This window comes from Pseudomonas shirazensis, assembly GCF_050496565.1.
Classification (GTDB): domain Bacteria; phylum Pseudomonadota; class Gammaproteobacteria; order Pseudomonadales; family Pseudomonadaceae; genus Aquipseudomonas; species Aquipseudomonas shirazensis_A.
Genome location: NZ_JBNWAE010000004.1, coordinates 213,670 through 238,070, shown reverse-complemented (window position 1 = coordinate 238,070; position 24,401 = coordinate 213,670). Strand labels below are relative to the sequence as shown.

Here is a 24,401-nt window from a genome sequence, read left to right as displayed (position 1 = left end):
TTCGCGACACAAGGCCGCTCCTACAGGACGGCGTTCGCCATGATTTTTTGCACTATGTAGGAGCGGCCTTGTGTCGCGAAAGGGGCGCGCAGCGCCCCCGACGATCCAACGACAAGCGCAGTTCTAGAACACCTTCAAAGGGGCGCGTTTGATCAACGTCAGAAGGTGTAGGCAACCCCGGCCTGCACAGTGCGTGGCTCACCTGGGTAGGCGTAGCGGTTGAACGCACTCTCGTCATAGCCTTTGTTGAACACGTTGCGCACGTCCAGATTCAGCCGCACATGCTCATTCAGCTGATAGAAGCTCAGTAGGTCCACCACGGTGTATTGCTCCATGGTGTAGGTGCTGGCGGCCGTCTGGCCCTTGCGGTCATCCACGTATTTGACGCCCATGCCCATGCCGAATCCTTTGGCCAGGCCGTCCTGGAATTCATAGGTGTTGAGCAGGCTGAAGCTGTTGCGCGGGATATTGGCCAGGCGCGTGCCGGTAGGCAGGGTGTTGTCCTTGGTGACTTCGGCATCCACGTAAGCGTAGCCGCCGATTACCCGCCACTCAGGTGTCAGGTTGCCGGCCACGTTGATATCCAGACCACGGCTGCGGACTTCCCCAGCGGCGACGCTGAAGGTGCCGGTGGGATCAGCTGGGTCGCGGGTCAGCACGTTCTCTTTGACGATGTGGTAGATCGCTGCGTCGACGCTGAGTTGGCGGTCCAGTGGCTCCCATTTGACGCCCAGCTCGTAGGATTTGCCCTTTTCTGGATCAAAACCGCCACCTTGGAGGCTCGCGCCGCTGTTGGGCTTGAACGAACGCGCGGTGTTGGCATAGACCGCGACGGTATCGGTCAGGTCGTAGATTGCACCCAGGCGTGGAGTGGCAGCGTTTTCTGCCTTGCTGAAGTCACGAGTGGTGCTCAGGTAATCTTCATACTCGTGCTCGAAACGTTCCAGACGAACCCCGGCCAACACCTTAAAGCGCTCGGTCAAGGCGACTTGATCCTGGACGAAGGCCGACCAAGTTTTCAGATTCTCTTTGTCATGGGTTGTGGTGCGATCAATGGCAGGGCGCGGCTGACCGAGTACCGGATTATAAATGTCGATCGGGTACGCCGCCGAAGACCGCTGAATAATCGACTTGTAGTCATAGTCCTCATACTCAACACCGGTCAGCAAGGTATGAGCGAAGCCTGCGGTGTCGAAGTGGCCGGTCAGGTTGAGCTGGTAGTCACGGTCGGTCCACTCCAACTTGCGATAGTTGAAATTGCGACCAAGGGTGCGGCCATCAGCCTGCAGGCTGTTGGCCTCAACCGCATTCCCTTTCAAGCTGCCATCCAGCCACTGCATCCCGCCCGCCAGGGTCCAGTTGTCATTGAGCAGATGCTCAAAGCGCAGCTGAGCCATGTTGTTGTCGTTGTGCAGCAGGTTGTCGCTGCCTTTCTCCCAGACGTTGGTGTCACGCGAGGCGCTGCCGCGCTGGGTGTCATAGCGGGTCAAACCACGGTCGAGCGGGTGGTTGTTGCGCATGAAATCGCCTTCGAAGACGATTTTGGTGCTGTCGTTGGCCTGCCAGCTGAGTACCGGGGCGACGTCATAGCGTTCGCTGTCAACGTCGTCGCGGAAACTCTCGCCGCCTTCGCCCAACACGTTCAGGCGGTAGGCCAGGCTGCCGTCTTCGCTGAGCGGGCCAGTGGCGTCGAGGGTCGCGCGGTGCATGCCCTGGTCATCGAACTGGCTGCCCAAGGTCACCTTGGATTCTGGCAGCGGCTGCTTGCTGACGATGTTGAAGGTACCGCCAGGATCGCCACGGCCATACAGGCTGCTGGCCGGCCCGCGCAGCACTTCCAGGCGCTCGACGGTGTTGGCGTCTGGCGCGTTGGGGTAGCCGCGGTTGATCGGGAAGCCGTTGCGGTAGTACTCACCGGTGGTGAAGCCGCGCACGGTGACGTTGGTCAGGCCCTGGCCGCCAAAGTTGTTGGCCCGGCCTACGCCGCCGGCGTAATCCAGCGCATCCTGCAGGCGCGTTGCGCCGGTATCTTCGAGCACGTCCTTGGGCACCACGCTGACTGACTGCGGGGTTTCATGCAGGGCGGTGTCGGTGCGGGTGGCGCTGGCCGAGCGGGTGGCGCGGTAGCCGATCACAGGCCCATCGGCGCGTTCGCGCTCGCTGGCGGCATCGATGTTGACGGCTTGCAGCTCGACCGTTGGGGCCGGTTCGGCATCAGCCAGCGCGACAGGGGAGATTACATTGAGCAGACAAAGGGAAACGAACGCACGACGCATGGACGATACGATCCTGACAGGGGGAAGATGCGCGGGATCATATCTGGAAACAATTCTCGTTTACAGCAGTATTTTGCGTACTAACGTACCAGGTTTTGGCTGCGTTCGCTGGCGGGATTGGCGGGCGAGCCGCAGCGCTGACAAGGCGCTGCGGCAGGCCGATCAATGCGGGGCGCGGATGATCGTTTTGAGCAGGTCTTCCGGGCTGATATGCCCGACCACCTGCTGCACGCCGCCACTGCCCGGAGAAGGCAAATCGATGATGTGCGATCGCATCTTGCCGACAACATGCATCTCACACGGCTTGCAATCGAACTTCAAGGTCAGCACTTCATCGCCCTGGATCAACTGCATCGGTGCGACCTTGGTGCGTACGCCGGTCACGCCTTTGGCCTGTTTCGGGCACAGGTTGAAGGAGAAGCGCAGGCAGTGCTTGGTGATCATCACCGGCACTTCGCCCAGCTCTTCGTGGGCCTCGTAGGCAGCGTCGATCAACCGCACACCGTGACGGTGATAAAACGCCCGGGCCTTCTCGTTGTAGACGTTGGCCAGGAACGACAGGTGCGATTCCGGATACACCGGCGGCGGGTTGCTTTCGGCCTTGCGTGCACCGCGTGGGTGGGCAGCGATCCGTGCTGCGGTCAGCGCTTCGATGGCCTCACGGCGCAGGGCCTTGAGCTGCGAGTTGGGGATGAAGAACGCCTGCGGCGCCTCCAGCTCGATAGCGCTGGCGTGATACTGGGTGGTGCCCAGTTGGCCGAGCAGGTCATGCAGCTGATCGAGCGCCTGTTGCGGCTTGTTGGCTGGGCCAAACGGGCCGTCGAGGGCGACGCTGACGCTGATGCCTTCTTCACTGGTGGCAGTCAGTTGCAGACGCTGTTCGCTCAGTTGCGCCTGCCAGGCGACGCCGACCCGGCGTTCAGCGGAGGTGCGCTGCAACGCCTGCTGCCAGTTGTGATCGAGGTTGCGCGAGAGCGGATGGTTAGGCTTGAGCCGGTACATGCCATCTGGCATCTCGTTGGGCTCGACCCGGTAACGGTAGCGCGGTGCACCGTCTTCCTCGAACTCACCCTTGAGTTCGGCGATGTTGGCGCGAAAACCCACCACTTCGCGCTTGACCAGCACGTTGAGGCCGTCACCGTTGCTCAATGGCACCTCGGTGACCACCTGCATGTCACGCTTGCCGACCTTTTCCACCACGCCTACCGGCAGGCCGGTGAAGGTGGGCGAGTCGAACGCGCCGATGTCGATCTTGCGGTCGCTGACGAAGTAGTCGGTGCTGCCGCGGTGGAAGGTCTTGTCCGGATCGGGCATGAAGAAGTGTTCGGTGCGGCCACTGGAAGCACGCGCCAGCTCGGGGCGGTTCTCCAGAATCGCATCGAGCTCTTTGCGGTAATGGGCAGTGATGTTTTTCACATAGCCCATGTCCTTGTAGCGGCCCTCGATCTTGAACGAGCGCACGCCGGCATCGACCAGGTCGCTGAGGTTGGCGGTCTGGTTGTTGTCTTTCATCGACAGCAGGTGCTTCTCGAACGCGACTACCCGGCCCTGATCATCCTTCAGCGTGTACGGCAGGCGGCAGGCCTGCGAGCAGTCGCCACGGTTGGCACTGCGCCCGGTCTGCGCCTGGGAGATGTTGCACTGGCCGGAGAACGCCACGCACAGCGCGCCATGGATGAAGAACTCGATGGCCGCATCGGTTTCGCTGGCAATCGCGCGGATCTCTTGCAGGTTGAGTTCACGCGCCAGCACCAGCTGGGAAAAGCCGGCCTGATCGAGAAAGCGCGCCCGCGCCAGGGTGCGGATGTCGGTCTGGGTGCTGGCGTGCAGCTCGATCGGCGGGATGTCCAGCTCCATCACCCCAAGGTCCTGCACGATCAGCGCATCGACGCCGGCGTCGTACAACTGATGGATCAGCTTGCGTGCTGGCTCCAGCTCGTTGTCGTGGAGGATGGTGTTGATGGTGGTGAACACCCGCGCATGGTAGCGCCGGGCGAACCCGACCAGTTCGGCGATCTCGCCGACTTCGTTGCAGGCGTTGTGCCGCGCGCCGAAGCTCGGGCCGCCGATATAGATGGCGTCAGCGCCGTGCAGGATGGCTTCGCGGGCAATCGCCACGTCGCGGGCAGGGCTGAGCAGTTCCAGGTGATTCTTGGGCAAGGACATGGCGTTATTTTTTCGGGCTGTCACGGTTTAGGCGGGCATTGTAACGGTCATCCTTTCCAAGGTCTTCGTATTCCTCCTGAATTCGATGCAAGGCAGCAATTCTGGGGGCGCTGCGCACCCCAATCGCGACACAAGGCCGCTCCTACACGGACCGCGCATTACCTGCTGACGCGGTTCTCTGTAGGAGCGGCCTTGTGTCGCGAAAGGGGTGCGCAGCAGCCCCCGACATTACCTGCGGTTTGCCCAATGGCGAGCCGGCACTGGTCAATTAGCTTGAACGCCTGCGCTTCCCACCCGGTCGTACCTGAAAACATAGCCCGACCGACCGTGATGAGGCCCCGACCATGAGCGACACCCCGACCGACCACAGCGGCCAGGCCATCAGCCTGACCTTGAACGGCACGCCCCGGCAGCTGCAGGTGCAGCCCTGGACCACCTTGCTTGACCTGTTGCGCGAGCAGCTCGACCTGACCGGCACCAAGAAAGGCTGCGACCACGGCCAGTGCGGCGCCTGCACGGTGCTGCGCAATGGCCGCCGGGTCAACGCCTGCCTGACCCTGGCGATCATGTGCGATGGCGACCAGCTGACCACCATCGAAGGGGTTGCCGACGGCGACAGCCTGCACCCGCTGCAACAAGCCTTCATTGAGCATGATGCCTTCCAGTGCGGCTACTGCACCCCTGGGCAGATCTGCTCGGCGCTGGGCATGGCCAACGAAGGCCGCGCGCGCAGCCGTGACGAAATCAAGGAAGCCATGAGCGGCAACCTGTGCCGCTGCGGTGCCTACAGCAATATTCTCGATGCCGTGGAAGCGACCTTGCCGTTGATTCATGGAGGGCCACGGCCATGACTCCGTTCCAGTACAGCAAGCCCACCAGCATCGACGGCGCTTTGGCCCTTACCGGCCCACGCGCGCGGTTTATCGCTGGCGGCACCAACCTGCTCGACCTGATGAAAGAAAACCTCGACCAGCCCGAACACCTGATCGACATCACCGGCCTGCCATTGGACCAGGTCAGCGAAACCGAGGCCGGCGGGCTGCTGATCGGTGCGCTGGTGAGCAACGCCGACCTGGCCTGGCATCCCCTCGTTGAACAACGCTATCCACTGCTCAGCCAGGCGATCCTGGCCGGTGCCTCGGCGCAGTTGCGCAACATGGCCAGCACCGGCGGCAACCTGCTGCAGCGGACCCGTTGCTACTACTTCTATGACGCCGGCACCCCGTGCAACAAGCGCGAGCCGGGTTCGGGCTGCCCAGCTCGCGATGGCCTCAACCGAATTCATGCGATTCTCGGTGCCAGTGACAGTTGCGTTGCCGTGCACCCCTCGGACATGTGCGTCGCGCTGGCAGCGCTGGAGGCGCGGGTACATGTGCAGGGCAAGGCTGGCGTGCGCCAGATCGACTTTGCCGACTTCCACCGCCTGCCAGGTGACAGCCCGCAGCGCGACAACCAGTTGGCAGACGATGAGCTGATCACCGCCATCGAGCTGCCGGCGCCGCAGTTCAGCCAGCACAGCCACTACCTCAAGGTACGCGATCGGGAGTCCTATGCGTTTGCGCTGATCTCGGTTGCCGCCGCGCTGAAACTGGACGGCAACAACATCGTCAGCGCCCGCCTGGCCCTCGGCGGCGTGGCGCACAAACCGTGGCGCAACCCTGCGGTCGAGCAACTGCTGCAGGGCCGTGCTGCCAGCAGCGAAAGCTTCGCCGCAGCGGCAGACATGCTCTTGGCCGATGCCCAGCCACTGGCGCACAACGCCTTCAAGATCAAGCTGGCCCATGCGGCAATCGTCCGCGCCTTCACCGAAGCTGCCGCAACAGGAGTTGCCTGATGAATACCTTGAAACCCGTTAGCGGCCAGCCCATGGACCGCGTCGACGGCCCGGCCAAGGTCACCGGTCAGGCCCGTTACGCGGCAGAATACCCAACCCCTGATCTGCTCCACGGCAGCGTGGTCTCGAGCACCATCGCCCGCGGCCGCGTGCGCCATATCGACTGCGAGGCAGCATTGCGCCTGCCAGGCGTGGTGGCAGTGCTGCACCATCAGAACCGGCCAAAGCTGGCGGGCGAGGATGAGCAGTACGAAGACGCTGATTCAGCCGATGGCTCGCCGTTTCGCCCGCTGTACAACGACCGCGTGCTCTACAGCGGACAGCCGCTGGCACTGGTCGTCGCCGACAACCTCGAACTGGCCCGGCATGCCGGCACGCTGGTGCGCATCGAATACGAAACCGACGCCCATCAGACCGATCTGCTTGCCGGGCAGGCGCATCCCGCGCCGGCTGAGCTACCCAAACCCCGCGGCGACTTCCAGCAAGCCTATGACGCTGCCCAGGTCCGGGTCGATGCTACGTACAGCACGCCGATCGAACACCACAACCCGATGGAGCCGCATGCGTCCACGGTCATCTACCACCCAGGCGGCAATCTTGAAGTCCACGACAAGACCCAAGGTACGCAGAACTGCCGTGACTACTTGCACAGCGTGTTCGGCCTGCCCAAGGAGAAACTGCGGGTGTTCGCAGCCTATGTCGGCGGCGCGTTCGGCTCTGGTTTGCGCCCGCAGTATCAGTTGCCACTGGCAGTGATGGCGGCGCTGCAACTGCAGCGCTCGGTGCGCGTCACCCTGACGCGCCAGCAAATGTTCACCTTCGGCTACCGTCCACGCACTGTGCAGCAATTGCGCCTGGCCGCTGATGCGCAGGGCAAGCTGCAGGCCATCCATCACGCGGCTACCGGGCAAACCTCACGCTTCGAAGACTTCACCGAGCACGTGGTCGAGTGGAGCGGCATGCTCTACCAGTGTGACAACGTAGCCCTGGACTATCGCCTGGTGCCGCTGGACGTCTACACGCCGCTGGACATGCGTGCGCCTGGCGCGGCGCTGGGCTTGATTGGCCTGGAATGTGCGATGGACGAGCTGGCGGTGGAACTGGGCATGGACCCGGTCGAGTTGCGCCGGCAGAACTTCGCCGACAGCAACGGCAACGAGGGCAAGCCGTATTCCAGCAAAGCCCTGCTGGACTGCTACAGCCAAGGCGCCGAACGCTTTGGCTGGGCTGCGCGCAACCCGCAGCCACGCAGCATGCGCGAAGGCCACGAACTGATCGGCTGGGGCATGGCCGGAGGCGTCTGGGAGGCGATGCAGATGAAAGCCAGCGCCCGTGCGCGGCTCGATGCCCATGGCCAACTGGTGGTGAGCAGCGCGACCACCGACATCGGCACCGGCACCTATACCGTCATGACCCAGATCGCCGCCGACGCCATGGGCATGGCGCCGCGCGAGGTGACCTTCCTGCTGGGCGATTCGGCACTGCCGACCGCGCCGTTGCAGGGCGGCTCGTTTACCGTTTCGTCGGTCGGTTCAGCGGTACGCCAGGCCTGTGAAGTGCTGCGCGGCAAACTGCTGATGGCGGCGCGTAGCTGCTATCCGGAGCTGGCCGGGCATCCGGCTGAGGACATGGTTATCAGTGAGGGTGAGCTGCACGTTGGTCGCCGCCGTTACCCGCTGGGCGAGATATTGCCGCGCAGTGGCCTGGAGGCGAAGGTGGTGTGCGAGCCCGATGCCCGCCGTGACGGCTATGCAACGGCGACGCACTCAGCGGTATTCGTTGAGGTGCGGGTCGATGAAGAGCTCGGTACCGTGCGTCTTGGCCGGGTGGTCAGCGCGATTGCAGCGGGCCGGGTGATCAATCCGAAGATGGCCCGCAGCCAGATTCTTGGTGGGGTGGTCTGGGGCGTGAGCATGGCGCTGCATGAAGAGACCTTGATCGACCATGAGCTGGGCCGCTACATGAACCACAACCTGGCTGAATACCACATTCCGGTGCAGGCGGACTTCGCCGACATCGACGTGCTGTTCGTCGATGAGCCGGACGAGATCGTCAACGCGCTCGGCTCCAAGGGTGTCGGCGAGATCGGTATCGTCGGGGTGCCGGCGGCGGTGGCCAATGCGGTGTATCACGCAACCGGCAAGCGGATGCGTGAGTTCCCGTTGACTATCGACCGAGTGCTTGGCTGAGGCTGGCTGCAGCGGCCTGCGTCAAGGCCGCTGCAGTTGGGGTGAGCTTTAAAATTGATATTCGAGGCCGGCGCCGGCGTACCAGGAGCGGCCGGGGGCTGCTTCGTAGTAGCGCTGGTTGCCGTCGCCGACAATCACCGAGCCGACGTACTGGCGATCCGTAAGGTTGTCCAACCGCACCAGTTGATGGAAGGTCCACGGCCCAAGGTTCTGTTCGAAGCGGGTGCGCCAATTGAAGACGGTATAAGCAGGGGCAGCAGTTTGTTGATTGCTGTCTTCGACGTAAACCTTGCTCCGGTATTGGCCTTCCAGGCCCATGCTGATGCCTGGATGGGGTTTCCACACGAGTTCTGCAAACAGACTGCTGCGCGGTACGCCGGGCAAATTGTTGCCTTTCGCGATGGTGCTGCTGCCTTGGCTGACGGATTCGTCATAGGTTGCATCAAGCAGCGTGTAGGCGATGTTGGCCTGCCATTGTTCGCTCAGCTCCCGTTGCACACCAAGCTCCAGGCCGCGTCGCAGGGTCTTGCCGGCGTTTTGGTAACTGGTGCGACCGTTGCTTGAAGCGAGTACCACCACTTCGTCTTCGGTCTGAATCTCGAACAGCGCCAGGTTGATCCGGGTGCGCTCGTCCGGGCGTGCTTTAAGACCGATCTCGTACTGTGTGCTGGTCGCGGGTTTGAGGCCGAAGTTGAAACCTTCTACTGCGCCTGGCGCATAGGCCATCTCGGCTTGGGTCGGCGTCTCGAATGCCTTGCCAGCGCTTACGTAGCCGTGCAGCTCAGGCGTGAAAGCGTACATCACCGACAGCGTCGGGGTGGTGCGTTGATACTTTTTCGAGCCGCTGGAATCGCCATTGGCCAAGTACTTGTCGTTGACCTCCATTTCCATGCTGCTGCGCCGCACGCCAGCATCGACGGTCCAGCGGTCGAGTTCCCAGTGGGCTTGTAGGTAAGGGTCGAGGCTGGTGGCGGTGTCTTTCTCGTCGCGACGCAGTTCACCTTTGACGCCCAGGGTGTCGCCGCTGAAGTTCTGGAAGCCGCGGCGGTCGTCCGTGCTGCGGTCGTAATCGGCGCCGGCAGTGAGGGTCAGCGCACCGTAGGCGACTTCGATCGGTTGAATCCAGCGCAAGGTGCCACCGTGGAACTCTCGGTCGAAATCGACCACGCCGCCACCGCGCTGGTTTGCCGCAGTGATTACGCCGTTGATATCTCTCGGAATGGACAGATACTGAATCACACTGCGCTTGCCGGCATACAGGTTGAACTGCAAGGTCGCGTCACCGAAGTAACGCTCGTAATTCATCCCCACCTGCTGGTGATGGATGCTCTTGCGCGTGTTGTATTCCTCGGCGCGGCTGCTCACTGAGCGTGGATCATCCTTGTAACCCTGCCAGGTCTGTCCCAACGGGTCCTGCGTACCGTTCTGCTCCAAGGTGCTGAAGATCAGTGCCAGGCGGCTGTCCTCATCAGGCCGCACATGCACCTTGGCAAAGGTCTGGTCGCGCCGGGCCGCACTGTGGTCGCGGTAACCGTCGGTGTCCAGGCGCGAAGCATCAAGCACGAACCCGGCATAGTCGTTGCCGCCCTCACCGTAAACATGGTTCTTGTTGAAACCATCGCTGCCAAAGGTGGTGTCGACGCCGACCTTGGGCGCCCCGGCACCATCGCGGGAGAACATCTGGATCACGCCGCCGGCATTGCTGCCATAGATCGCCGACGCAGGGCCGCGCAGCACCTCAATACGCTCGGCTACATCAAGGTTGAGCGAGGCCGCCTGGCCCTGACCATCGGGCGTACTGGCCGGGATTCCGTCGCTGAGCAGCTTGATCCCGCGAATGCCAAATGCCGACCGAGCGCCATACCCGCGGGAAGATATCTGCAGGTCCTGGGCGTAGTTCTGCCGGTTCTGCACCACCAGCCCGGGCACGCGATTGAGCGCCTCGGACAAGTTGACCCCCAACTGGCCATCAGCGATCTGCGCTCGTTCCACTGTGTCGATGGAGTAGGGCAGGTCGAAGCTCTGGTTGGGCGCATAGGTGCCCGTGACCACCACCGGCTCGAGCAGGTTGAAGGTGGTTGCAGGCTCGGCATGGGCCAGGCTGCACAGGCCGAGGGTTGGCAGTAGAACGGTGAAATGGCGACGCATGGGGCTTCCTGCAATTTAAAACGGTCATGGAAGTGCGGCTTACGCGGTCCCCTGTAGGAGCGGCCTTGTGTCGCGAAAGGGCCGCAAAGCGGCCCCGGCAATTGTGCGGCGTGGCACAAATCGTGGGGCCGCTACGCGCCCCTTTCCGACCGGTCCGGCGTCCCGGCAAGGCCGCTCCTACAGGGGGACCGTGTCAGGCTTTGGCGGCCATTGCGGTTACTTCTACGCGCATGCCTTCTACCGCCAACGCTGCTACGCCCACCGCCGCCCGGACTGGCCATGGCTGGCTGAAGAAGCGCTGGTACACCTCGTTGAACGCAGGCCGGTCGGCCATGTCGGTGAGGTAGATAGTCAAGTGCAGCACACGGTCCATGGAACTACCAGCACGCTCCAGAGCAGTTTTCAGCGCCTGCAGGGTGCATTCGCTCTGCTCGACAATACCGCCCAGCTCCAGGCTGCCATCGGCCCGAGTCGGGATCTGCGTGCTCACCAGCAAATTGCCGAAGCCGGTCACGTCGGAGGAGATCGACTCCGGGTCTGGGTCTGGAATGAAGGTAATGTCTGCATTTGCCATGGGAATAGATGCCTAGCACGGGAGGAAAGGCGCAAGCCTACGTGAGCGAGCCGGGCCGGTCGAGCCGCCGCTGGGCCATTGAAATTGAAATAGTAGGCATTGCCGGGCAAAATCGCGGCCATTTGGCCGAGCGCTCAGCCTCGGTTACGCAAAAGGAACAGGGCTTGAACGAACACACATTGTCGCAACGGCTGGAGCGGGTCGCGGCCAACGTGCCGGCTGCAGCGCGGCTGGCGGATATTGGCTCGGATCACGGCTACCTGCCGGTGGCGTTGATGCTGCGCGGGGCGATCGAGTTTGCGGTGGCCGGCGAAGTGGCGCAGACGCCGTTTCATTCAGCGCAGCGCAAGGTGCTTAAAAATGGCCTGGAGCAGCGTATTGCCGTGCGCCTGGCGGATGGCCTGGCGGCGATCGAAGCGGGCGACCGGATCGATGTGGTCAGCCTGTGCGGCATGGGCGGCGAGACCATGTGCGAGATATTCGAGCGCGGCAAGCATCACCTGGCTGGCAGCGAGCGGCTGATCATGAACCCCAACGGTGGCGAGCAGGAGCTGCGCACCTGGCTGATGAACAACGGTTACCGCATCGAGCATGAAGAGGTGCTGCGCGAGAACCGCTTCGACTACGAGATCATCGTTGCCGTGCCGGCTGCTGACGTGGTCTATACGCCGCAGCAGCTATTGTTTGGCCCGCGCTTGATGGAGCAGCGCAGCGAAGCATTTCTGGGCAAGTGGCGCCGCGTGCTGCGTCAGCGCCAGCAGACCCTGGCGCACTTCGAGCATGCGCAGGAGGTGCCGCAGGCCAAGGCCCGGCTGTTTACCGAGCAGGTCGAGTGGATCACCCAACTGCTGGCCGGGGCCTGATCTATTACATCTGCGAGCAGTTGCCCATCTCGCGGAAGCTGATGTCGTGGCGCTGGCCTTGTGGGTCCAGATAGGCCATTCGCGCGGTGCCCACTTTGCAGTCTTCGATGTCGCTTGCCGGGGTAATGGAGATTACCTTGGCAATGTCCAAAGGCATGCCGTAATGATATTGCTCTACTGCTGCTGGGGCTGGCTGCTTGTCGCTCTGGTCGGCATAGGCAGCGGTGGTAGCCAGCGAGCTGAACAGGGCGAAAATAGCGATAACGGCTTTCATGATGGGCTCCTCGATTACGTATGAGCCATGATGCATTGCTTGGCGATTCACAATAAATGGCCTGCAGCGTGATAGATTGCTGCTCTTGATGTACGAATTAAATTTCAGGAGCGCGCTTCCATGGACATGCTGCATGCCATGCGGACTTTCACCCGGGTAGTCGATTGCGGCAGTTTCGCGGGCGCCGCCAATGCCCTCGACATCTCTGCCGCCCAGGTCTCACGCATCGTCGCCGAGCTCGAGAACCAGTTGCAGACTCGCCTGCTGCACCGCACCACCCGGCGCTTGCGCATGAGCGAGGCGGGTGAGCGTTTTCTCGAGCGGGCGCGGCAGATCCTGTTGCTCAGTGAAGAGGCCATGGACGAGGCGCGCGGTGCCCACCTGACCCCGCGCGGGCGGCTGCGGGTGCATTCCACCCATGGTTTGGGCCTGCTGATGATGCCGCTGGTGGCGGCCTATCAGACGGCCTGCCCGGAAGTGGTAATGGAGCTGACTCTGTCGCAGCGCAACCCCGATCCGCTCGATGAGGGCCACGACGTGGTCATCACCATCGGCCGCGGCTTGCCGGATTCGCAGCTGATCGCCATTCCCCTGGGCGGCATCTACAGCATCCTCTGTGCCTCACCAGACTATCTGGCACGTCACGGCGTGCCCGAGCGACCAGAGGACCTGCAGCAGCATGTGTGCATGCGCATGGGCGACCCATTGTTCGAAGAGGACTGGGTGTTTGAACAAGCGGCCGAGAGCTGCGTGATTCAACCGCAGCAGACCTTCCTGACCAACGTCGCGGATGCCATGTTGCAGGCTACCGAGCTGGGTATGGGGATTGGCTTGATTCCGTATTTTTCCGCGACCAGGGCGATCGAGCAGGGACGGCTATGTCGGGTATTGGCGCCACATCGTCTGCGGCAGCGGGAGATCTATGCGATCTATCCGTCCAGGCACTATCTGGATGCCAAGGTACGGACCTGGCTGGACATGCTCAAGGAGCAATTGCCGCTGATGTTCCAGGCCCATGAACAGATAGTCGAAGAACAGCGCCACTGGCGCTGATTGGGCGTAAAGCATGGCGCTGCAGGTAGTCCCCCACAGCGCCCCTGCAATCAATGATCGTCTTGCTCGGCACTGCTCGAGTCGCTTGGGCCTGGGGTCTTGCCGTCTGCGCCATCGGAATCGGTACCGGTATCGCTGCTGTCGTTATCCGGGCTGCCGCCTGGTGTGTTGACGCTGCTGCCGTCACCGGCGGTGCTGCCACGCGGTTGGTCGCCGGAGGACTGCTCAGTGGTGGTCTTGCCGCTGTTCATGTCAGTGGCAGCAATGCTGACGGTAGAAGCAAGGCCCAACGACAAGGCGAGAACTAACGGAAGCGGGCGGAAGCGAACCATGGTAAATCTCCTGTAAGGATGATCGTCATGTGTTCGGCCACGCCAGTGGGGGCAGGGTGCCCGTCGGGCGACGAGCGGTCATGCCCCCGGCGCGGGTCAAGCGTGTTCTGCGGCAGCCGCTGGCGCCTGGGTTTCAGCCATCGACGGGTGCTCCTGCACCGCGTGGCGCAGTTCTTCGGTCACCCGCAGCTCGGCGCCACTCGGCGAGAACGTGGTACTCGCGGCAAACGGCGCCGGATGTTCCGGTGCCGGGCGCTTGCCGCGGCGCCAGAGGAAGAAGCTGACCATGGCCAGGTTGATCACGGCAAAGGCCCAGAACAGGCCGACTTCACCGTACGAGGTCATAACCGGCGAAATCGCCAGCGGCGCCATTGCCGAGCCCAGCGAGTTGATCAGCAGCAGGCCCTGAATCATCGGCACCAGCGCATCCGCCGGGGCGCGGTCGGCAGCGCTGCTGACCGACACCGGGTACACGGCGAACACGCAGCCGCCGAGCAGGAACAGCATTGCCGGCAACAGCACCGAGTTGGCCGGCAGCAGGCCGATCACCAGCGACAGCACGGTGCACAGCGCGGCCAGCGTGATCAACACATCCTGGCGGTCCTTGCGGTCCGACCAACGCCCCACCGGATACTGCAGCAGCATGGCGCCGAGAATCACCCAGGCCATCATGGTGCCGACTTCACCTACCGCCAGACCGATACGCTGCAGGTACAGTGGCAGCAGGGTATATACCGCTGCAATCGCAACGCCCGAACCAAAGCAGCCGACCAGGCCGGTAGGGGCCACGCCCAGCAGTTGCCGGGGTTTGAGCGGTTCGACCTGATCGAGCACCGGCGATACCTGCGGCAGGATCACGATCGGCAGCACCGACAGCGCCGCGAGCATGCCGGCAACCATGTAGGGCGCGCTGGCGCCCAGGCCAGTGATCTCGCCCAACGCCGCCTGAGCCAGCACGCCAGCGCCGTAGAAGGCGATCATGTAAAGGGCCAGCAGGCGCCCGCGGATCTTCGCGTCGCCGGCCATCAGCAACCAGCTTTCAATCACCAGGAACACGCCGACGGCAGCCCAGCCGTTGATCAGGCGCATGGCCATCCACCAGGTGGTGTCGTAGAACAGGCCCTGCATCAGGCTGGTGGCGGCGATCAGCGCGGCGAAGCTGCTGTAGGCACGGATGTGGCCGATGCGCAGGATCAGCCGGTCATTGAACAGCGCGCCCAGCGTGAGGCCGATGAAGTAGGCCGAAGAGACGATACCGATCATCGTCGCCGATTCGCCCGCCGTACCCAGTTGCAGTGTGGTCAACGAAGACATGAAACCATTGCCCAGGGCCATGATGAACAACCCAAGCAGGGGCGCCAGCGCCATGGCCAGCAAACGCGGAGACATACATACCTCAAGAAGAAATCAGCAGATGTGTGCCTTTTTGCCGCGCAGGCTGGACCGGGCCGTTGCGGACCGGTAGCGAGGATGCCTGTAGCAGGTTGACTGGCGAAAAGGAGGCGCGATTTTAAGCGTTATCCTGGATTTGCCAAGGGGGCTGTGCCTGCGACCATCGGCCGCAGGATCAACGGTAGGTATAGCGAGGCGGCGACGCGCGCTTTCAGCCGCGGCTATCGGCCAGCCGTGGCGGCTGAAACAATTGCCGGATCAACTCGCGCAACCAGCGATTGCCGCTGTCCTGGTGGTAGCGCGCGTGCCAGTGCTGCTTGACCGTGAAACCGTCGACCGCAAGCGGGCAATCGGTCATCTGCAGGCCATGCATGGCGGCCAGGGTCTGGCCGATATGGCGGGGGAGCGTCGCAATCAGGTCGGTTGAGCCGACCACCATGCCCAGCCCGAGAAAGCCGGGCAGCTCGAGCATCACCCGGCGCTCGATCCCCGCCCGGGTCAGGGCCGCCTCGAGCAGCTTCTGGCCGGTGCCGGCACTGACCTGCACGTGTCCCTCGGTCCGGTAGCGGGTGATGCTCATGGGCTCGCCGTCGGTGGCATGCTTGGGGTTGCTCAGGCACACCCAGTCCTGCTCGAACAACACCTGTTGGTACATGCCGCCGCCCAGCCAGGGCACAAAACCAATGGCCAGGTCGGCCTCGCCGGACTCCAGCGCGCTTTCGGTATTGCCGTCGATGCGTGCCGCTTCCAGGCGGATGCCCGGCGCGTGCGAGCGCAGGTGGTTGAGGATGCTCGGCAGCAGGGTGATGTGGCTGGCATCGCTGACACACAGGCGAAAACGCCGCTGCGCGGTAGCGGCGATGAATTGTGGTTCGGAAGCGGTCAGTCGGCGCAGCGATTCGAGCACCTCGCGGCACGGTCCGATCAACTGGTCAGCCCGCGGCGTGGGCGCCATGCAGCCCGGGGTGCGCACAAACAAGGGGTCGTTCAGCTGCTCGCGCAAGCGTGCCAGCCAGATGCTGATGGTCGGCTGGCTCTGGCCCAACTGTTCGGCGGCGCGGGTCACGCTGCGGCAGTTGTAGAGGACATCGAACAGGCGTAGCAGCTTGGGATCGGGCAGGGCATCCAACGGAGTCATTATTGTAATTCTCAATAGTGCTATTGAGGCCATTGTATAGCCCAAATAACCCCGCCTGCCTAATGTAGTCGCAAAGCACAGGAGGCTTGCGACGTGAAAATCTGCATTCTTGGAGCCGGCGCCCTGGGTTGCGCCATTGGCGCTGCCTTGAGCGAGGCGGGGCACGAAACCTGGTTGTTGAACCGCGGCCAGGCGCATGTCGATGCGATCAACCAGCACGGCCTGCACGTCAACGATGAGCGTGGCGAGCGCTATGTTCGGGTCAACGCCAGCGTCGATGCTGAAGAGGTCGGCGCGGCCGATCTGGTGGTGGTGCTGGTCAAGTCGTTCCATACCGCTGAAGCAATTGCCGGCGCCAGCGCCTTGATCGGTCCGCAGACGCTGGTGCTGTCATTGCAGAACGGCCTCGGTCACGAGGACATTCTGGCCGAGGCAGTGGGCCGTGAGCGGGTACTGGCTGGCAAGACCTACGTCGGCGGCGTGCTGCTGGCGCCCGGCTCGATCCGCGCTGGGGTTGCCGGCAAGCAGACTTTCATTGGCGAACTCGACGGCCACTTGACGCCACGGGTGCAGGCCATCGCCGACGCCTTCAACGGCGCTGGGCTGGCCACCAGTGTCAGCGACAACATCCTCGGCACCATGTGGGACAAGCTGCTGGTCAACGTCGCCACCGGCGCGCTCAGCGGCATCACCATGCTCAGCTATGGCCAGCTGTACAGCGAACCGCTGCTCGAGAGCACCGCCAAGGCAGCGGTGGCCGAAGCCATCGCGGTCGCCGAGCGGGCCGGGATCCGCCTCAGCCTGACCAGCCCAGAAGCCGCCTGGCAACTGGCTGCCGAAGGCCTGCCGGCGAGTTTTCGCACCTCGATGCTGCAGAGCCTGGAAAAAGGCTCGATCACCGAAATCGACTTCATCAATGGCTCGGTCGTGCGCTGGGGCCAGCGCCATGGCGTGCCCACGCCGGTCAACGCGACCCTGGTGGCCTGCATCAAAGGCATCGAACGCGCCATGGCCGACTATCAGAAGAGGGACTACAAGTGACTGCCAAAGCCTACCTCGAACACGTTGCATTCTTCGTCAAGGACATCCACTGGCACATCGGCTTTTTCAGCGAGGTGTGCGGCATGACCATGCGTGAAGTCCAGGGCAGCCTGGAGCAGCCTGCGCAGTACTGGACCCTGGGCGGTTTGCAGTTCATCCACCAGCCGGACTTCGCCGGCCCGGAAGGGCGCATGGCCCACCTGGGCATCATGTGTGAAGACCTCGAGGCCAGCCTGGCTGCCGCACAACGCTTCGGCGTCACGCCGCTGCCGCAGGGCTTCAACTGGTTCCGCCTGCCGGATGGCCTGGCGATCGAGCTGATCCAGGCCCGGCCGGTCAGCTGCGTGGCCCAGGCATTGGCGATTGACCCACGAGCAGAGGAGCAAGCATGAACGTAGTGGAAAAATTCTGGGACGATGCCCGTGAAGGCGACGAGTGCATCAGCCCAAGCTATACCGTGACCCGTGAGCGCATTCTGGCCTACGCCGACCTTACCGGTGACCACACCCCGGTGCACGTCGACGAGGCTTATGCCAACGCCAGCCACTTCGGCTGCCTGGTTGCCCATGGCTTGTTCGGCCTTTCGATTGCCGACGGCCTCAAGACCCAGTGCGAATACCGTTTCGTGCCCGGCATGTCGCTGGGCTGGACCTGGGACTTTCTCCTGCCGATCAAGGTCAACGACGTGCTCCACGTGCGCATGCGCGTCGGCTCGATGCGCGCAAGCAAAAGCCGCCCGGACTGGGGCATCGTGGTCTTGCCGTCTGAGCTGATCAACCAGCACGGCGAAGTGGTGCAGCGTGGCGAGCACCGGTTGATGGTCCCAAGGAGGGCGCAGGCATGAGTCAGGCACTACCACTCGCGGGTATCCGCGTGATTGACTACAGCCACTTTCTCGCCGGCCCGTACGTGGGCCGCTGCCTGGCTGCGCTGGGCGCCGAAGTGATCAAGGTCGAGCGCCCAGGCTCAGGCGACGCAGGCCGCCAGCATGCCTTTACCCTGGACGAGCAGCAGAGCGGTTACTTTCTGCAGTTGAACATGGGCAAGCAGGGCGTCAGCGTCAACATGCGCGACCCACGCGGCAAGGCCTTCATGCAGCGCCTGACCGACTCGGCCGACGTCTTCATCGAAAACTACCGCCCCGGTGCGCTGGAAAAGCTCGGCCTGGGCTACAGCGAGCTGTCGGCGCGCAACCCACGGCTGGTCTATTGCTCGATCTCGGCCTATGGCCACACCGGGCCTGACGCGCACCGCGCAGGTTTTGGCCTGATCGCCGAAGCCAAGAGCGGGATCATGCAGATGGTCGGCGTGCCGGGCGAGGCGCCGCCGTTGCTGCGTATCTCGCTGGGTGACATGTACACCGGCATTCATGCCGTAGCTGCAATCAACGCGGCGCTGTTGGGTCGGGTCAACAGTGGTCGCGGACAGTATATCGACATGGCCCTGTACGACACGCTGGTGTCGATGCACGAGTACGCGGTGCAGTGCTACACGCTGTCCGACGGCACCGTGTTGCCCGAGCAGACCGGGCATGACATGCCGACGTCGACCCTGTACGGGGTGTTCCGCGCCGCCGATGGTGACCTGGTCATCGCCGCGCAGGTGGACGACGCCTGGCAGCGCTTCGCCGCCATGCTCGAAGCCAACGGCGGCCCGAGCGGCTTTGGCAGCGACAGCCGCTTCCACAGCCTGAACGGGCGCAACGCCAATCGCGAGGAAATTCTGGCGGTGGTGCGCGAGTGGGTTGGCGCGCGGCAGGTGGCGGATATCCTCGGCTTGCTCGACAGCATCGACATCCCCAGCGCCAAGGTTCAGCGCATCGACGAGGTGCTGGCCGATCCACAGATCAAGGCGCGCAACATGGTCATCGAGCAGGAGCATCCGCGCTACGGCACTTTGCGCTTGCCTAACCTGCCATTCCGCTTCTCGGACTGCGATACCACCATTCACCAGGTCGCCCCGGACCTCGGCCAGCACAACGCCGAGATCGCTGCAGGGCTTGGCTTCAGCCCAGAACAGATCGCTGCAATGCAGGCAGATGGGGTCTTGTTCAGTCACGGAGATGCAGCATGACTGACCGCTATGCAGTGATCGGCAGGCCGATCAACCACACCAAGTCGCCGCTGATTCACGGCCTGTTTGCCCAGGTCAGCGAGCAGGTACTTGAATACGGCGCCATCGAAGGCGAGCTCGACGGCTTCGAAGCGCAGGTCCTGGCATTTCGCGAGTCCGGCGGGCTGGGCATGAACATCACCGCGCCGTTCAAGCTGCGCGCCTTCGAGCTGGCCGACCGGCGCAGCGAGCGCGCGCAGTTGGCCGGGGCTGCCAACGCGCTGAAGTTCGAAGACGGCCGCATCGTTGCGGAAAACTTCGATGGCATCGGCTTGCTGCGCGATATCGAAAGCAACCTTGGCCAGCCGCTGCGCAACCGCCGGGTGCTGTTGCTCGGCGCCGGTGGTGCGGTGCGCGGTGCGTTGCTGCCGTTCTTGCAGGCGGGGCCGCTGGAGCTGGTCATCGTCAACCGCGATATGTCCAAGGCCGTGGCGCTGCGCAATGAAGTCGACCACCCGCTGCTGCGCATCAGCCGTTACGAAGAGCTGCAGGGCCAGACCTTCGACATCGTCATCAATGCCACCTCGGCCAGCCTCAGCGGTGAGCTACCGCCGGTGCCTGCGGACGTGTTGAGCGGCGCCCAGTTGGCCTATGAGCTGGCCTACGGCAAAGGCCTCACGCCATTCCTGCGGCTGGCCCGCGAGCAGGGCGTGCCGAAGCTGGCCGACGGCGTTGGCATGCTGGTCGAGCAGGCGGCAGAGGCGTTTGCCTGGTGGCGCGGGGTGCGGCCTGAAACCCGTGCCGTGATCAACCAACTGACCATCCCACTCGAGTAGCGCCATGAGCGTCAATATCCTGATGCTGCATGGCATCAACCACAACATGTTCGGCAAGCGTGACCCACGCCAGTACGGCACGGCCACCTTGGCAGACATCGATCAGGCCTTGCAGGCGCTGGGTGAGGAACTCGGCGCGCGCATCGAGAGCTTCCAGAGCAACTACGAAGGGGCGATGTGCGAGCGCATTCACCAGGCCTACGAAGAGCGGGTCGATGCAGTGCTAATCAATGCCGGGGCCTGGACCCACTACAGCTACGGCATTCGCGATGCACTGGCGATTCTGGAAGTGCCGGTGGTGGAAGTGCACATGTCGAACATTCATGCCCGCGAGGCGTTCCGTCATCACTCGGTGTTCGCCGAGGTGGTCCGCGGTCAGATCTGTGGGTTTGGCGTTGATACTTACCTGCTGGCGTTGCGAGCAGCGATGGGCATGCTCTGATTGCAGCTGATTCGTTTGCTTTTTATCCAACGCCAAAACGCCGGCTGCGGGGCTGCTGGGGCATACTGGGATCTTTTTCGGGCGATCGGCGCTGATCGCTGTTGAGGGCAAGGCATGCTGGCTTCGTTGTTCGCTGTTCTGGCACCGGTGTTTATCGTCGCGGGCATTGGCTACGGCTGGGCCCGCAGCGGTATCGACTACCCCACTGAATTTATCGCGCGGCTGGTGATGAACATCGGCACACCCGCCCTGGTGCTGTCGACCTTGAGCCGGACCAAGCTGGACCAGTCTGCCTTTACCAGCATGGCGTTGGCCTGCGTGCTATGCATGGCTGGCATGGCCTTGGTCGGGCTGCTGGTCAGCCGCTTGTCTGGCCTGCACTGGCGCGTCCTGCTGCCGGCGTTCATGTACCCCAACACCGGCAACATGGGCTTGCCGATCAGCCTGTACGCCTTTGGCGAGCATGGTCTGGCGCTGGCGGTGGCGTTCTTTCTGACCTTGTCGATCTTCCAGTTCACCGTGGGCATTGCCGTAGCCGGCGGCGCCAGCTCGTTCAAGGCGCTGCTGCGCAACCCGATCGTGATCAGCCTGGCGGGGGCCATGCCGATCATCTTTCTGCAATGGGAGCTGCCCAAGTGGCTGGCCAATACCGTCAACCTGCTGGGCGGCATGACCATCCCGTTGATGCTGCTGACCCTCGGCGTGTCGCTGGCCAGCATCCGCTTGCAGCAGGTCGGCAAGGGCATGCTGCTGGGTGGCCTGCGGATTGTTCTGGGTGGTGCGGTTGGCTGGGCAGTGGGTGAGCTGCTTGATCTGGAAACCATGGCCAAGGCCATCCTGGTGTTGCAATCGTCGATGCCGGTGGCCGTGTTCAACTATCTGCTGGCGATACGCGCCAAGCGCTCACCTGAAGAGGTCGCCAACCTGGTGATGTGCTCGACGATCCTGTCGTTCGTCTGGTTGCCGTTGGTGCTGGCCTGGTGGCTGTAACCCGCAGCTTATTCGCTTGAATGCTCGGCGCGGGTATCGATGCCGACCACCACCGACATCCCCGGGCGCAGGCGCTTGGCATCGGGCTGGTCTGGGTCGACGGTGATCCGCACCGGGATCCGTTGGGCAATCTTGACGAAGTTGCCGGTGGCGTTGTCGGCTTGCAGCAAGGCGAATTCCGAACCGGTCGCGGGCGAGATCTGCTGCACGTGGCCGCGCAGTTTCAGGTGATCGAGGGCATCGACGCTGAAGGTCACCGGCTGGCCAATGCGCACCTTGGCCATCTGGGTTTCCTTCATGTTGGCGATGATCCAGTGGTTGTCCGGCACCAGCGGCATCAACTGCGCACCCGAATTGACATAGGCACCCAGGCGCGTGCCGATCTGACCGAGCTGGCCATCGCGCGGTGCGGTTACGCGGGTATTGTCCAGGTCGATGCGGGCCAGCTCGACCGCGGCCTTGGCGTTTTCCACCGAGGCCTCGAGCGAGGCGCGGTTGACGATCACCGTCTGTACGTCCTGGCGCGCGATCTCCAGCGCGGCCCTGGCCTGGGCCAGGCTTGCCACTGATGCTGCATGATTGGCGCGGCTGACATCCAGCTCGCGGCGCGATACCGAACCGTCGCTGACCAGCGCCTGATTGCGGCGCAGGTCAGCCTGGCTCTTGTCGGCCTGGGCGGCAGCATCGGTGATCGCCGCCTGGCGCTGGACGATGGTCGCCTCGGCGCTCTTGCGCTGTTGCAGGTTGTTGGCCAGCGCCGCTTGCTGTTGCTGAAGTTGCGCAATCGCCTGGGCCAGGCGCTGGGTGTAGATGCGGTCGTCAAGGCGCACCAGCAGGTCGCCGGCCTTGACGTACTGGAAGTCCTGCACCGGCACCTCGACGATATAGCCGGACAGTTGCGGCGCGATAAGCGTGACCTGGCCGCGCACCAGCGCGTTTTCGGTGCTCTCGATAGCGCTGCCAAATGGCGGCAGTTGCCAGGCATACAGCACCAGCAGGATGCCGGCCAGGGCCACGCCGGCAAAGGTCAGAACAGACAATACCCGCACCCGTCGCGAGCCGCCGGGGTTGCTCGGTTGTGTGGGCGGGGTCTGACCTTCCGGAGTTTCGGCAATGGCGTTGGTAGAGGTGATCGGTGTTTCTTCATTCATTGATTCGAAGCGCCGCGGGTTGAGTCGGAAAGGGCCGCCTGGCGGGTCGTGTGCCAGACCCACAGGCTGCGCAGCGAAATCCAGAGCATGGTCAGCAGGGCAATCCCGGCGATCAGCAGGAACACATCGTTGTACGCCAGCACGTTGGCTTCGCGGGTGGCGGCGTTGGCCAACAAGCGGGTGCCAACTTCAGTGCGCAGAGCCGGGTCGGCAATGACTCCAGCATAGCTGCCGCCACCGCTTTGGACCCGGGCGTTGACCAGGGGTTCGAGGCGGCTCAACTGCTCGCTGAGGTTGCTCGAGTGGAATTTCTCGCGCACGGTCTGGAATGTGCCGAGCAAGGCCGCGCCGAGCAGACCACCAAGGTTGTTGCAGATCCCGAACAGTACCGAAAAGCTGACCAGATTGCGCGGGTTGGCGCGCACGTGGCCGATGCCCAACGCCATCGACGGGCCGAGGAAGAAGGTGCTGCCAAACGCCAGCATGAACTGGCTCAGGTACATCTGCGCTGGCCGGGTCAGGTTGCTCGAGCTGCTGTCCATATAGGCGCCGACCGCCATCAGCGCCAGCGAACCGAACAGCGGCAGGACCAGGTGCTTGGGGTTGATGGTCAGGGCACTGGTGACCAGGCCGGCCACGGCGCCGAGCAGCATCACGCCATACAGGCTGCGCAGTTGCTCGGTGCCCAGGTTGAGCGTTTGCAGAAAGCCCACCGCGCCGGTCGATTGCTCGGAGGTGACCATACGGATCAGGATCACGCACAGAGCCAGGCGGATCACCGCGGCGCTGCTCAGCCAGCGGGTCATCAACAGCGGGTTGCTGCGGTTGTGCTCGATGGCCAGCCCCGCGCAGATCAAACCGATCGAGGCCGCCAGCGCCATGCCGATCCACGGCGTGTCCAGCCACCACTCGATGCGCCCCAGCGACAGCGCGGCGCAGAGCAGGGCGGTGCCGCTGGCCATCAGGCCGAAAGTGAGAAAATCCAGCGGCTCGAAGGTCTTGAAGCGGTCGCCGGGCGGCAATTTGAGCAGTAATACGCAGCCCAGTGCCGTCAGCGCCAGGCCCAGTTCGAACATGTACAAACCGCGCCATTCAGCGATCTGCAGCAAGTCTTCGGAGAAGATCCGCGCCAGCGGTATCGCCAGCTGCGAGGCACCCAGGCCGAGCACCATGGCTTTGAGTCGCCAACGCTCGGGGAAGGCCTGGATCATGTAGTACAGGCCCAGCGAGCTCAACGCCGCGCCGACCATGCCGTGGGCTGCGCGCACGGCGATGGCCGAGTTTATGTCGTTGACGAACAAGTGGGCGAAGGTGACCAGTGCATACAGCACCAGGAACACTTCGGTGAATGCGCGCAGGCCGAATTGCTGGCGAAACTTCACCAGCAGCAGGTTCATCGACACATTAGTCATCACGAACGCCGCCGGCAGCCAGGCCATCTCGGCGCTGGTGGCACCCAGTGCACCTTGCAGGAAGGTCAGGTTGGCGGTCACCAGGGCATTGCCCAGGCCGCCGGTGATCGCCACCAGCAGGCCCACCGCGCCGTAGGCGAGGCGGGTCAGGGGTGGATGCAGCGGGGTCGACGGCGAGCCGGGAATGGTCGGCTTTTCGTGGGGGAGCCACTGGCGTGGGGCGTACTTGTCCATCGGA

At 63.4% G+C, this 24,401-nt stretch carries 22 protein-coding genes; 12 read left to right on the top strand and 10 right to left on the bottom strand.

Annotated elements, in window-relative coordinates; translation table 11 throughout:
* Window positions 1-158 precede the first annotated feature (158 nt).
* Both ACQZ2L_RS08615 and ACQZ2L_RS08610 read right to left on the bottom strand, forming a co-directional pair.
* Window positions 159-2,276 (bottom strand): TonB-dependent siderophore receptor, encoded by a 2,118-nt coding sequence (locus tag ACQZ2L_RS08615; RefSeq protein WP_430325655.1) that lies wholly within the window; start codon window positions 2,274-2,276, stop codon window positions 159-161.
* A 162-nt stretch (window positions 2,277-2,438) separates the two neighbouring features.
* Window positions 2,439-4,442: a peptidase U32 family protein gene (locus tag ACQZ2L_RS08610; protein WP_430325654.1), complete on the bottom strand. Its 2,004-nt coding sequence runs from the start codon at window positions 4,440-4,442 to the stop codon at window positions 2,439-2,441.
* A gap of 344 nt (window positions 4,443-4,786) precedes the next feature.
* On the opposite strand from ACQZ2L_RS08610, the gene ACQZ2L_RS08605 reads away from it, so the two are divergent.
* The 3 genes from ACQZ2L_RS08605 to ACQZ2L_RS08595 are packed head-to-tail and all read left to right on the top strand — an operon-like array spanning window position 4,787 to window position 8,465.
* A complete protein-coding gene (locus tag ACQZ2L_RS08605) occupies window positions 4,787-5,293 on the top strand; it encodes a (2Fe-2S)-binding protein (protein ID WP_430325653.1) in 507 nt (168 codons plus the stop codon).
* The gene (locus tag ACQZ2L_RS08600) at window positions 5,290-6,276 is read left to right on the top strand and encodes an FAD binding domain-containing protein (RefSeq protein ID WP_430325652.1); all 987 of its coding nucleotides are present in this window, start codon (window positions 5,290-5,292) and stop codon (window positions 6,274-6,276) included. Before ACQZ2L_RS08605 ends, ACQZ2L_RS08600 begins: the two co-directional genes overlap by 4 nt.
* Complete coding sequence (locus ACQZ2L_RS08595) at window positions 6,276-8,465, top strand: xanthine dehydrogenase family protein molybdopterin-binding subunit (RefSeq protein ID WP_430325651.1); 2,190 nt, start codon at window positions 6,276-6,278, stop codon at window positions 8,463-8,465. The genes ACQZ2L_RS08600 and ACQZ2L_RS08595 overlap by 1 nt, the downstream gene beginning before the upstream one ends.
* Before the next feature lie 48 nt (window positions 8,466-8,513).
* Here ACQZ2L_RS08595 and ACQZ2L_RS08590 read toward each other — a convergent pair whose 3' ends face one another.
* Together ACQZ2L_RS08590 and ACQZ2L_RS08585 are read right to left on the bottom strand one after the other, a co-directional pair.
* Complete coding sequence (locus ACQZ2L_RS08590; protein ID WP_430325650.1) at window positions 8,514-10,613, bottom strand: TonB-dependent receptor family protein; 2,100 nt, start codon at window positions 10,611-10,613, stop codon at window positions 8,514-8,516.
* A gap of 193 nt (window positions 10,614-10,806) precedes the next feature.
* Complete coding sequence (locus ACQZ2L_RS08585; protein WP_101319158.1) at window positions 10,807-11,187, bottom strand: RidA family protein; 381 nt, start codon at window positions 11,185-11,187, stop codon at window positions 10,807-10,809.
* A 164-nt stretch (window positions 11,188-11,351) separates the two neighbouring features.
* On the opposite strand from ACQZ2L_RS08585, the gene ACQZ2L_RS08580 reads away from it, so the two are divergent.
* Window positions 11,352-12,050, top strand: coding sequence for a tRNA (adenine(22)-N(1))-methyltransferase (locus tag ACQZ2L_RS08580; protein WP_430325649.1), 699 nt, complete (start codon window positions 11,352-11,354; stop codon window positions 12,048-12,050).
* Between the two features lie 4 nt (window positions 12,051-12,054).
* Here the strand turns inward: ACQZ2L_RS08580 and ACQZ2L_RS08575 are convergent, their stop codons facing one another.
* Window positions 12,055-12,324 (bottom strand): DUF2790 domain-containing protein, encoded by a 270-nt coding sequence (locus ACQZ2L_RS08575; protein ID WP_430325648.1) that lies wholly within the window; start codon window positions 12,322-12,324, stop codon window positions 12,055-12,057.
* 120 nt (window positions 12,325-12,444) lie between these two features.
* Between ACQZ2L_RS08575 and ACQZ2L_RS08570 the strand changes: the two genes are divergently transcribed.
* Entirely contained in the window at window positions 12,445-13,377 is a 933-nt protein-coding gene (locus ACQZ2L_RS08570) for a LysR family transcriptional regulator (RefSeq protein WP_430325647.1), read from the top strand.
* Window positions 13,378-13,427: 50 nt separating this feature from the next.
* Here ACQZ2L_RS08570 and ACQZ2L_RS08565 read toward each other — a convergent pair whose 3' ends face one another.
* The 3 genes from ACQZ2L_RS08565 to ACQZ2L_RS08555 all read right to left on the bottom strand — a co-directional run bounded on the left by ACQZ2L_RS08565 (window position 13,428) and on the right by ACQZ2L_RS08555 (window position 16,239).
* Window positions 13,428-13,709 carry a hypothetical protein gene (locus ACQZ2L_RS08565; protein ID WP_259073911.1) on the bottom strand — a complete coding sequence of 94 codons (282 nt, stop codon included), beginning with the start codon at window positions 13,707-13,709 and terminating at the stop codon, window positions 13,428-13,430.
* Window positions 13,710-13,805: 96 nt separating this feature from the next.
* A complete protein-coding gene (locus ACQZ2L_RS08560; RefSeq protein WP_430325646.1) occupies window positions 13,806-15,098 on the bottom strand; it encodes an MFS transporter in 1,293 nt (430 codons plus the stop codon).
* Window positions 15,099-15,312: 214 nt separating this feature from the next.
* Window positions 15,313-16,239: a LysR family transcriptional regulator gene (locus ACQZ2L_RS08555; protein WP_430325645.1), complete on the bottom strand. Its 927-nt coding sequence runs from the start codon at window positions 16,237-16,239 to the stop codon at window positions 15,313-15,315.
* A gap of 93 nt (window positions 16,240-16,332) precedes the next feature.
* Here ACQZ2L_RS08555 and ACQZ2L_RS08550 point away from each other — a divergent pair, with 93 nt between their 5' ends.
* The 7 genes from ACQZ2L_RS08550 (at window position 16,333) to ACQZ2L_RS08520 (ending at window position 21,600) form a co-directional block, all read left to right on the top strand.
* Window positions 16,333-17,280 (top strand): ketopantoate reductase family protein, encoded by a 948-nt coding sequence (locus ACQZ2L_RS08550; RefSeq protein WP_430325644.1) that lies wholly within the window; start codon window positions 16,333-16,335, stop codon window positions 17,278-17,280.
* Complete coding sequence (locus ACQZ2L_RS08545) at window positions 17,277-17,672, top strand: VOC family protein (protein ID WP_430325643.1); 396 nt, start codon at window positions 17,277-17,279, stop codon at window positions 17,670-17,672. Before ACQZ2L_RS08550 ends, ACQZ2L_RS08545 begins: the two co-directional genes overlap by 4 nt.
* Window positions 17,669-18,124, top strand: coding sequence for a MaoC family dehydratase (locus ACQZ2L_RS08540; RefSeq protein ID WP_430325642.1), 456 nt, complete (start codon window positions 17,669-17,671; stop codon window positions 18,122-18,124). The genes ACQZ2L_RS08545 and ACQZ2L_RS08540 overlap by 4 nt, the downstream gene beginning before the upstream one ends.
* Entirely contained in the window at window positions 18,121-19,353 is a 1,233-nt protein-coding gene (locus ACQZ2L_RS08535) for a CaiB/BaiF CoA transferase family protein (protein WP_430325641.1), read from the top strand. Before ACQZ2L_RS08540 ends, ACQZ2L_RS08535 begins: the two co-directional genes overlap by 4 nt.
* Window positions 19,350-20,168 carry a shikimate dehydrogenase gene (gene aroE, locus ACQZ2L_RS08530; protein ID WP_430325640.1) on the top strand — a complete coding sequence of 273 codons (819 nt, stop codon included), beginning with the start codon at window positions 19,350-19,352 and terminating at the stop codon, window positions 20,166-20,168. Before ACQZ2L_RS08535 ends, aroE begins: the two co-directional genes overlap by 4 nt.
* A gap of 4 nt (window positions 20,169-20,172) precedes the next feature.
* Window positions 20,173-20,610, top strand: coding sequence for a type II 3-dehydroquinate dehydratase (gene aroQ, locus ACQZ2L_RS08525; RefSeq protein WP_101319179.1), 438 nt, complete (start codon window positions 20,173-20,175; stop codon window positions 20,608-20,610).
* Between the two features lie 114 nt (window positions 20,611-20,724).
* Window positions 20,725-21,600 carry an AEC family transporter gene (locus ACQZ2L_RS08520; protein ID WP_430325639.1) on the top strand — a complete coding sequence of 292 codons (876 nt, stop codon included), beginning with the start codon at window positions 20,725-20,727 and terminating at the stop codon, window positions 21,598-21,600.
* Between the two features lie 8 nt (window positions 21,601-21,608).
* On the opposite strand, the gene ACQZ2L_RS08515 is transcribed toward ACQZ2L_RS08520, so the two are convergent.
* Together ACQZ2L_RS08515 and ACQZ2L_RS08510 are read right to left on the bottom strand one after the other, a co-directional pair.
* On the bottom strand, window positions 21,609-22,751 hold the full coding sequence (locus ACQZ2L_RS08515) for an HlyD family secretion protein (RefSeq protein ID WP_430325638.1): 1,143 nt from the start codon (window positions 22,749-22,751) through the stop codon (window positions 21,609-21,611).
* Complete coding sequence (locus ACQZ2L_RS08510; protein WP_430325637.1) at window positions 22,748-24,397, bottom strand: MFS transporter; 1,650 nt, start codon at window positions 24,395-24,397, stop codon at window positions 22,748-22,750. The genes ACQZ2L_RS08515 and ACQZ2L_RS08510 overlap by 4 nt, the downstream gene beginning before the upstream one ends.
* Window positions 24,398-24,401: the final 4 nt, after the last annotated feature.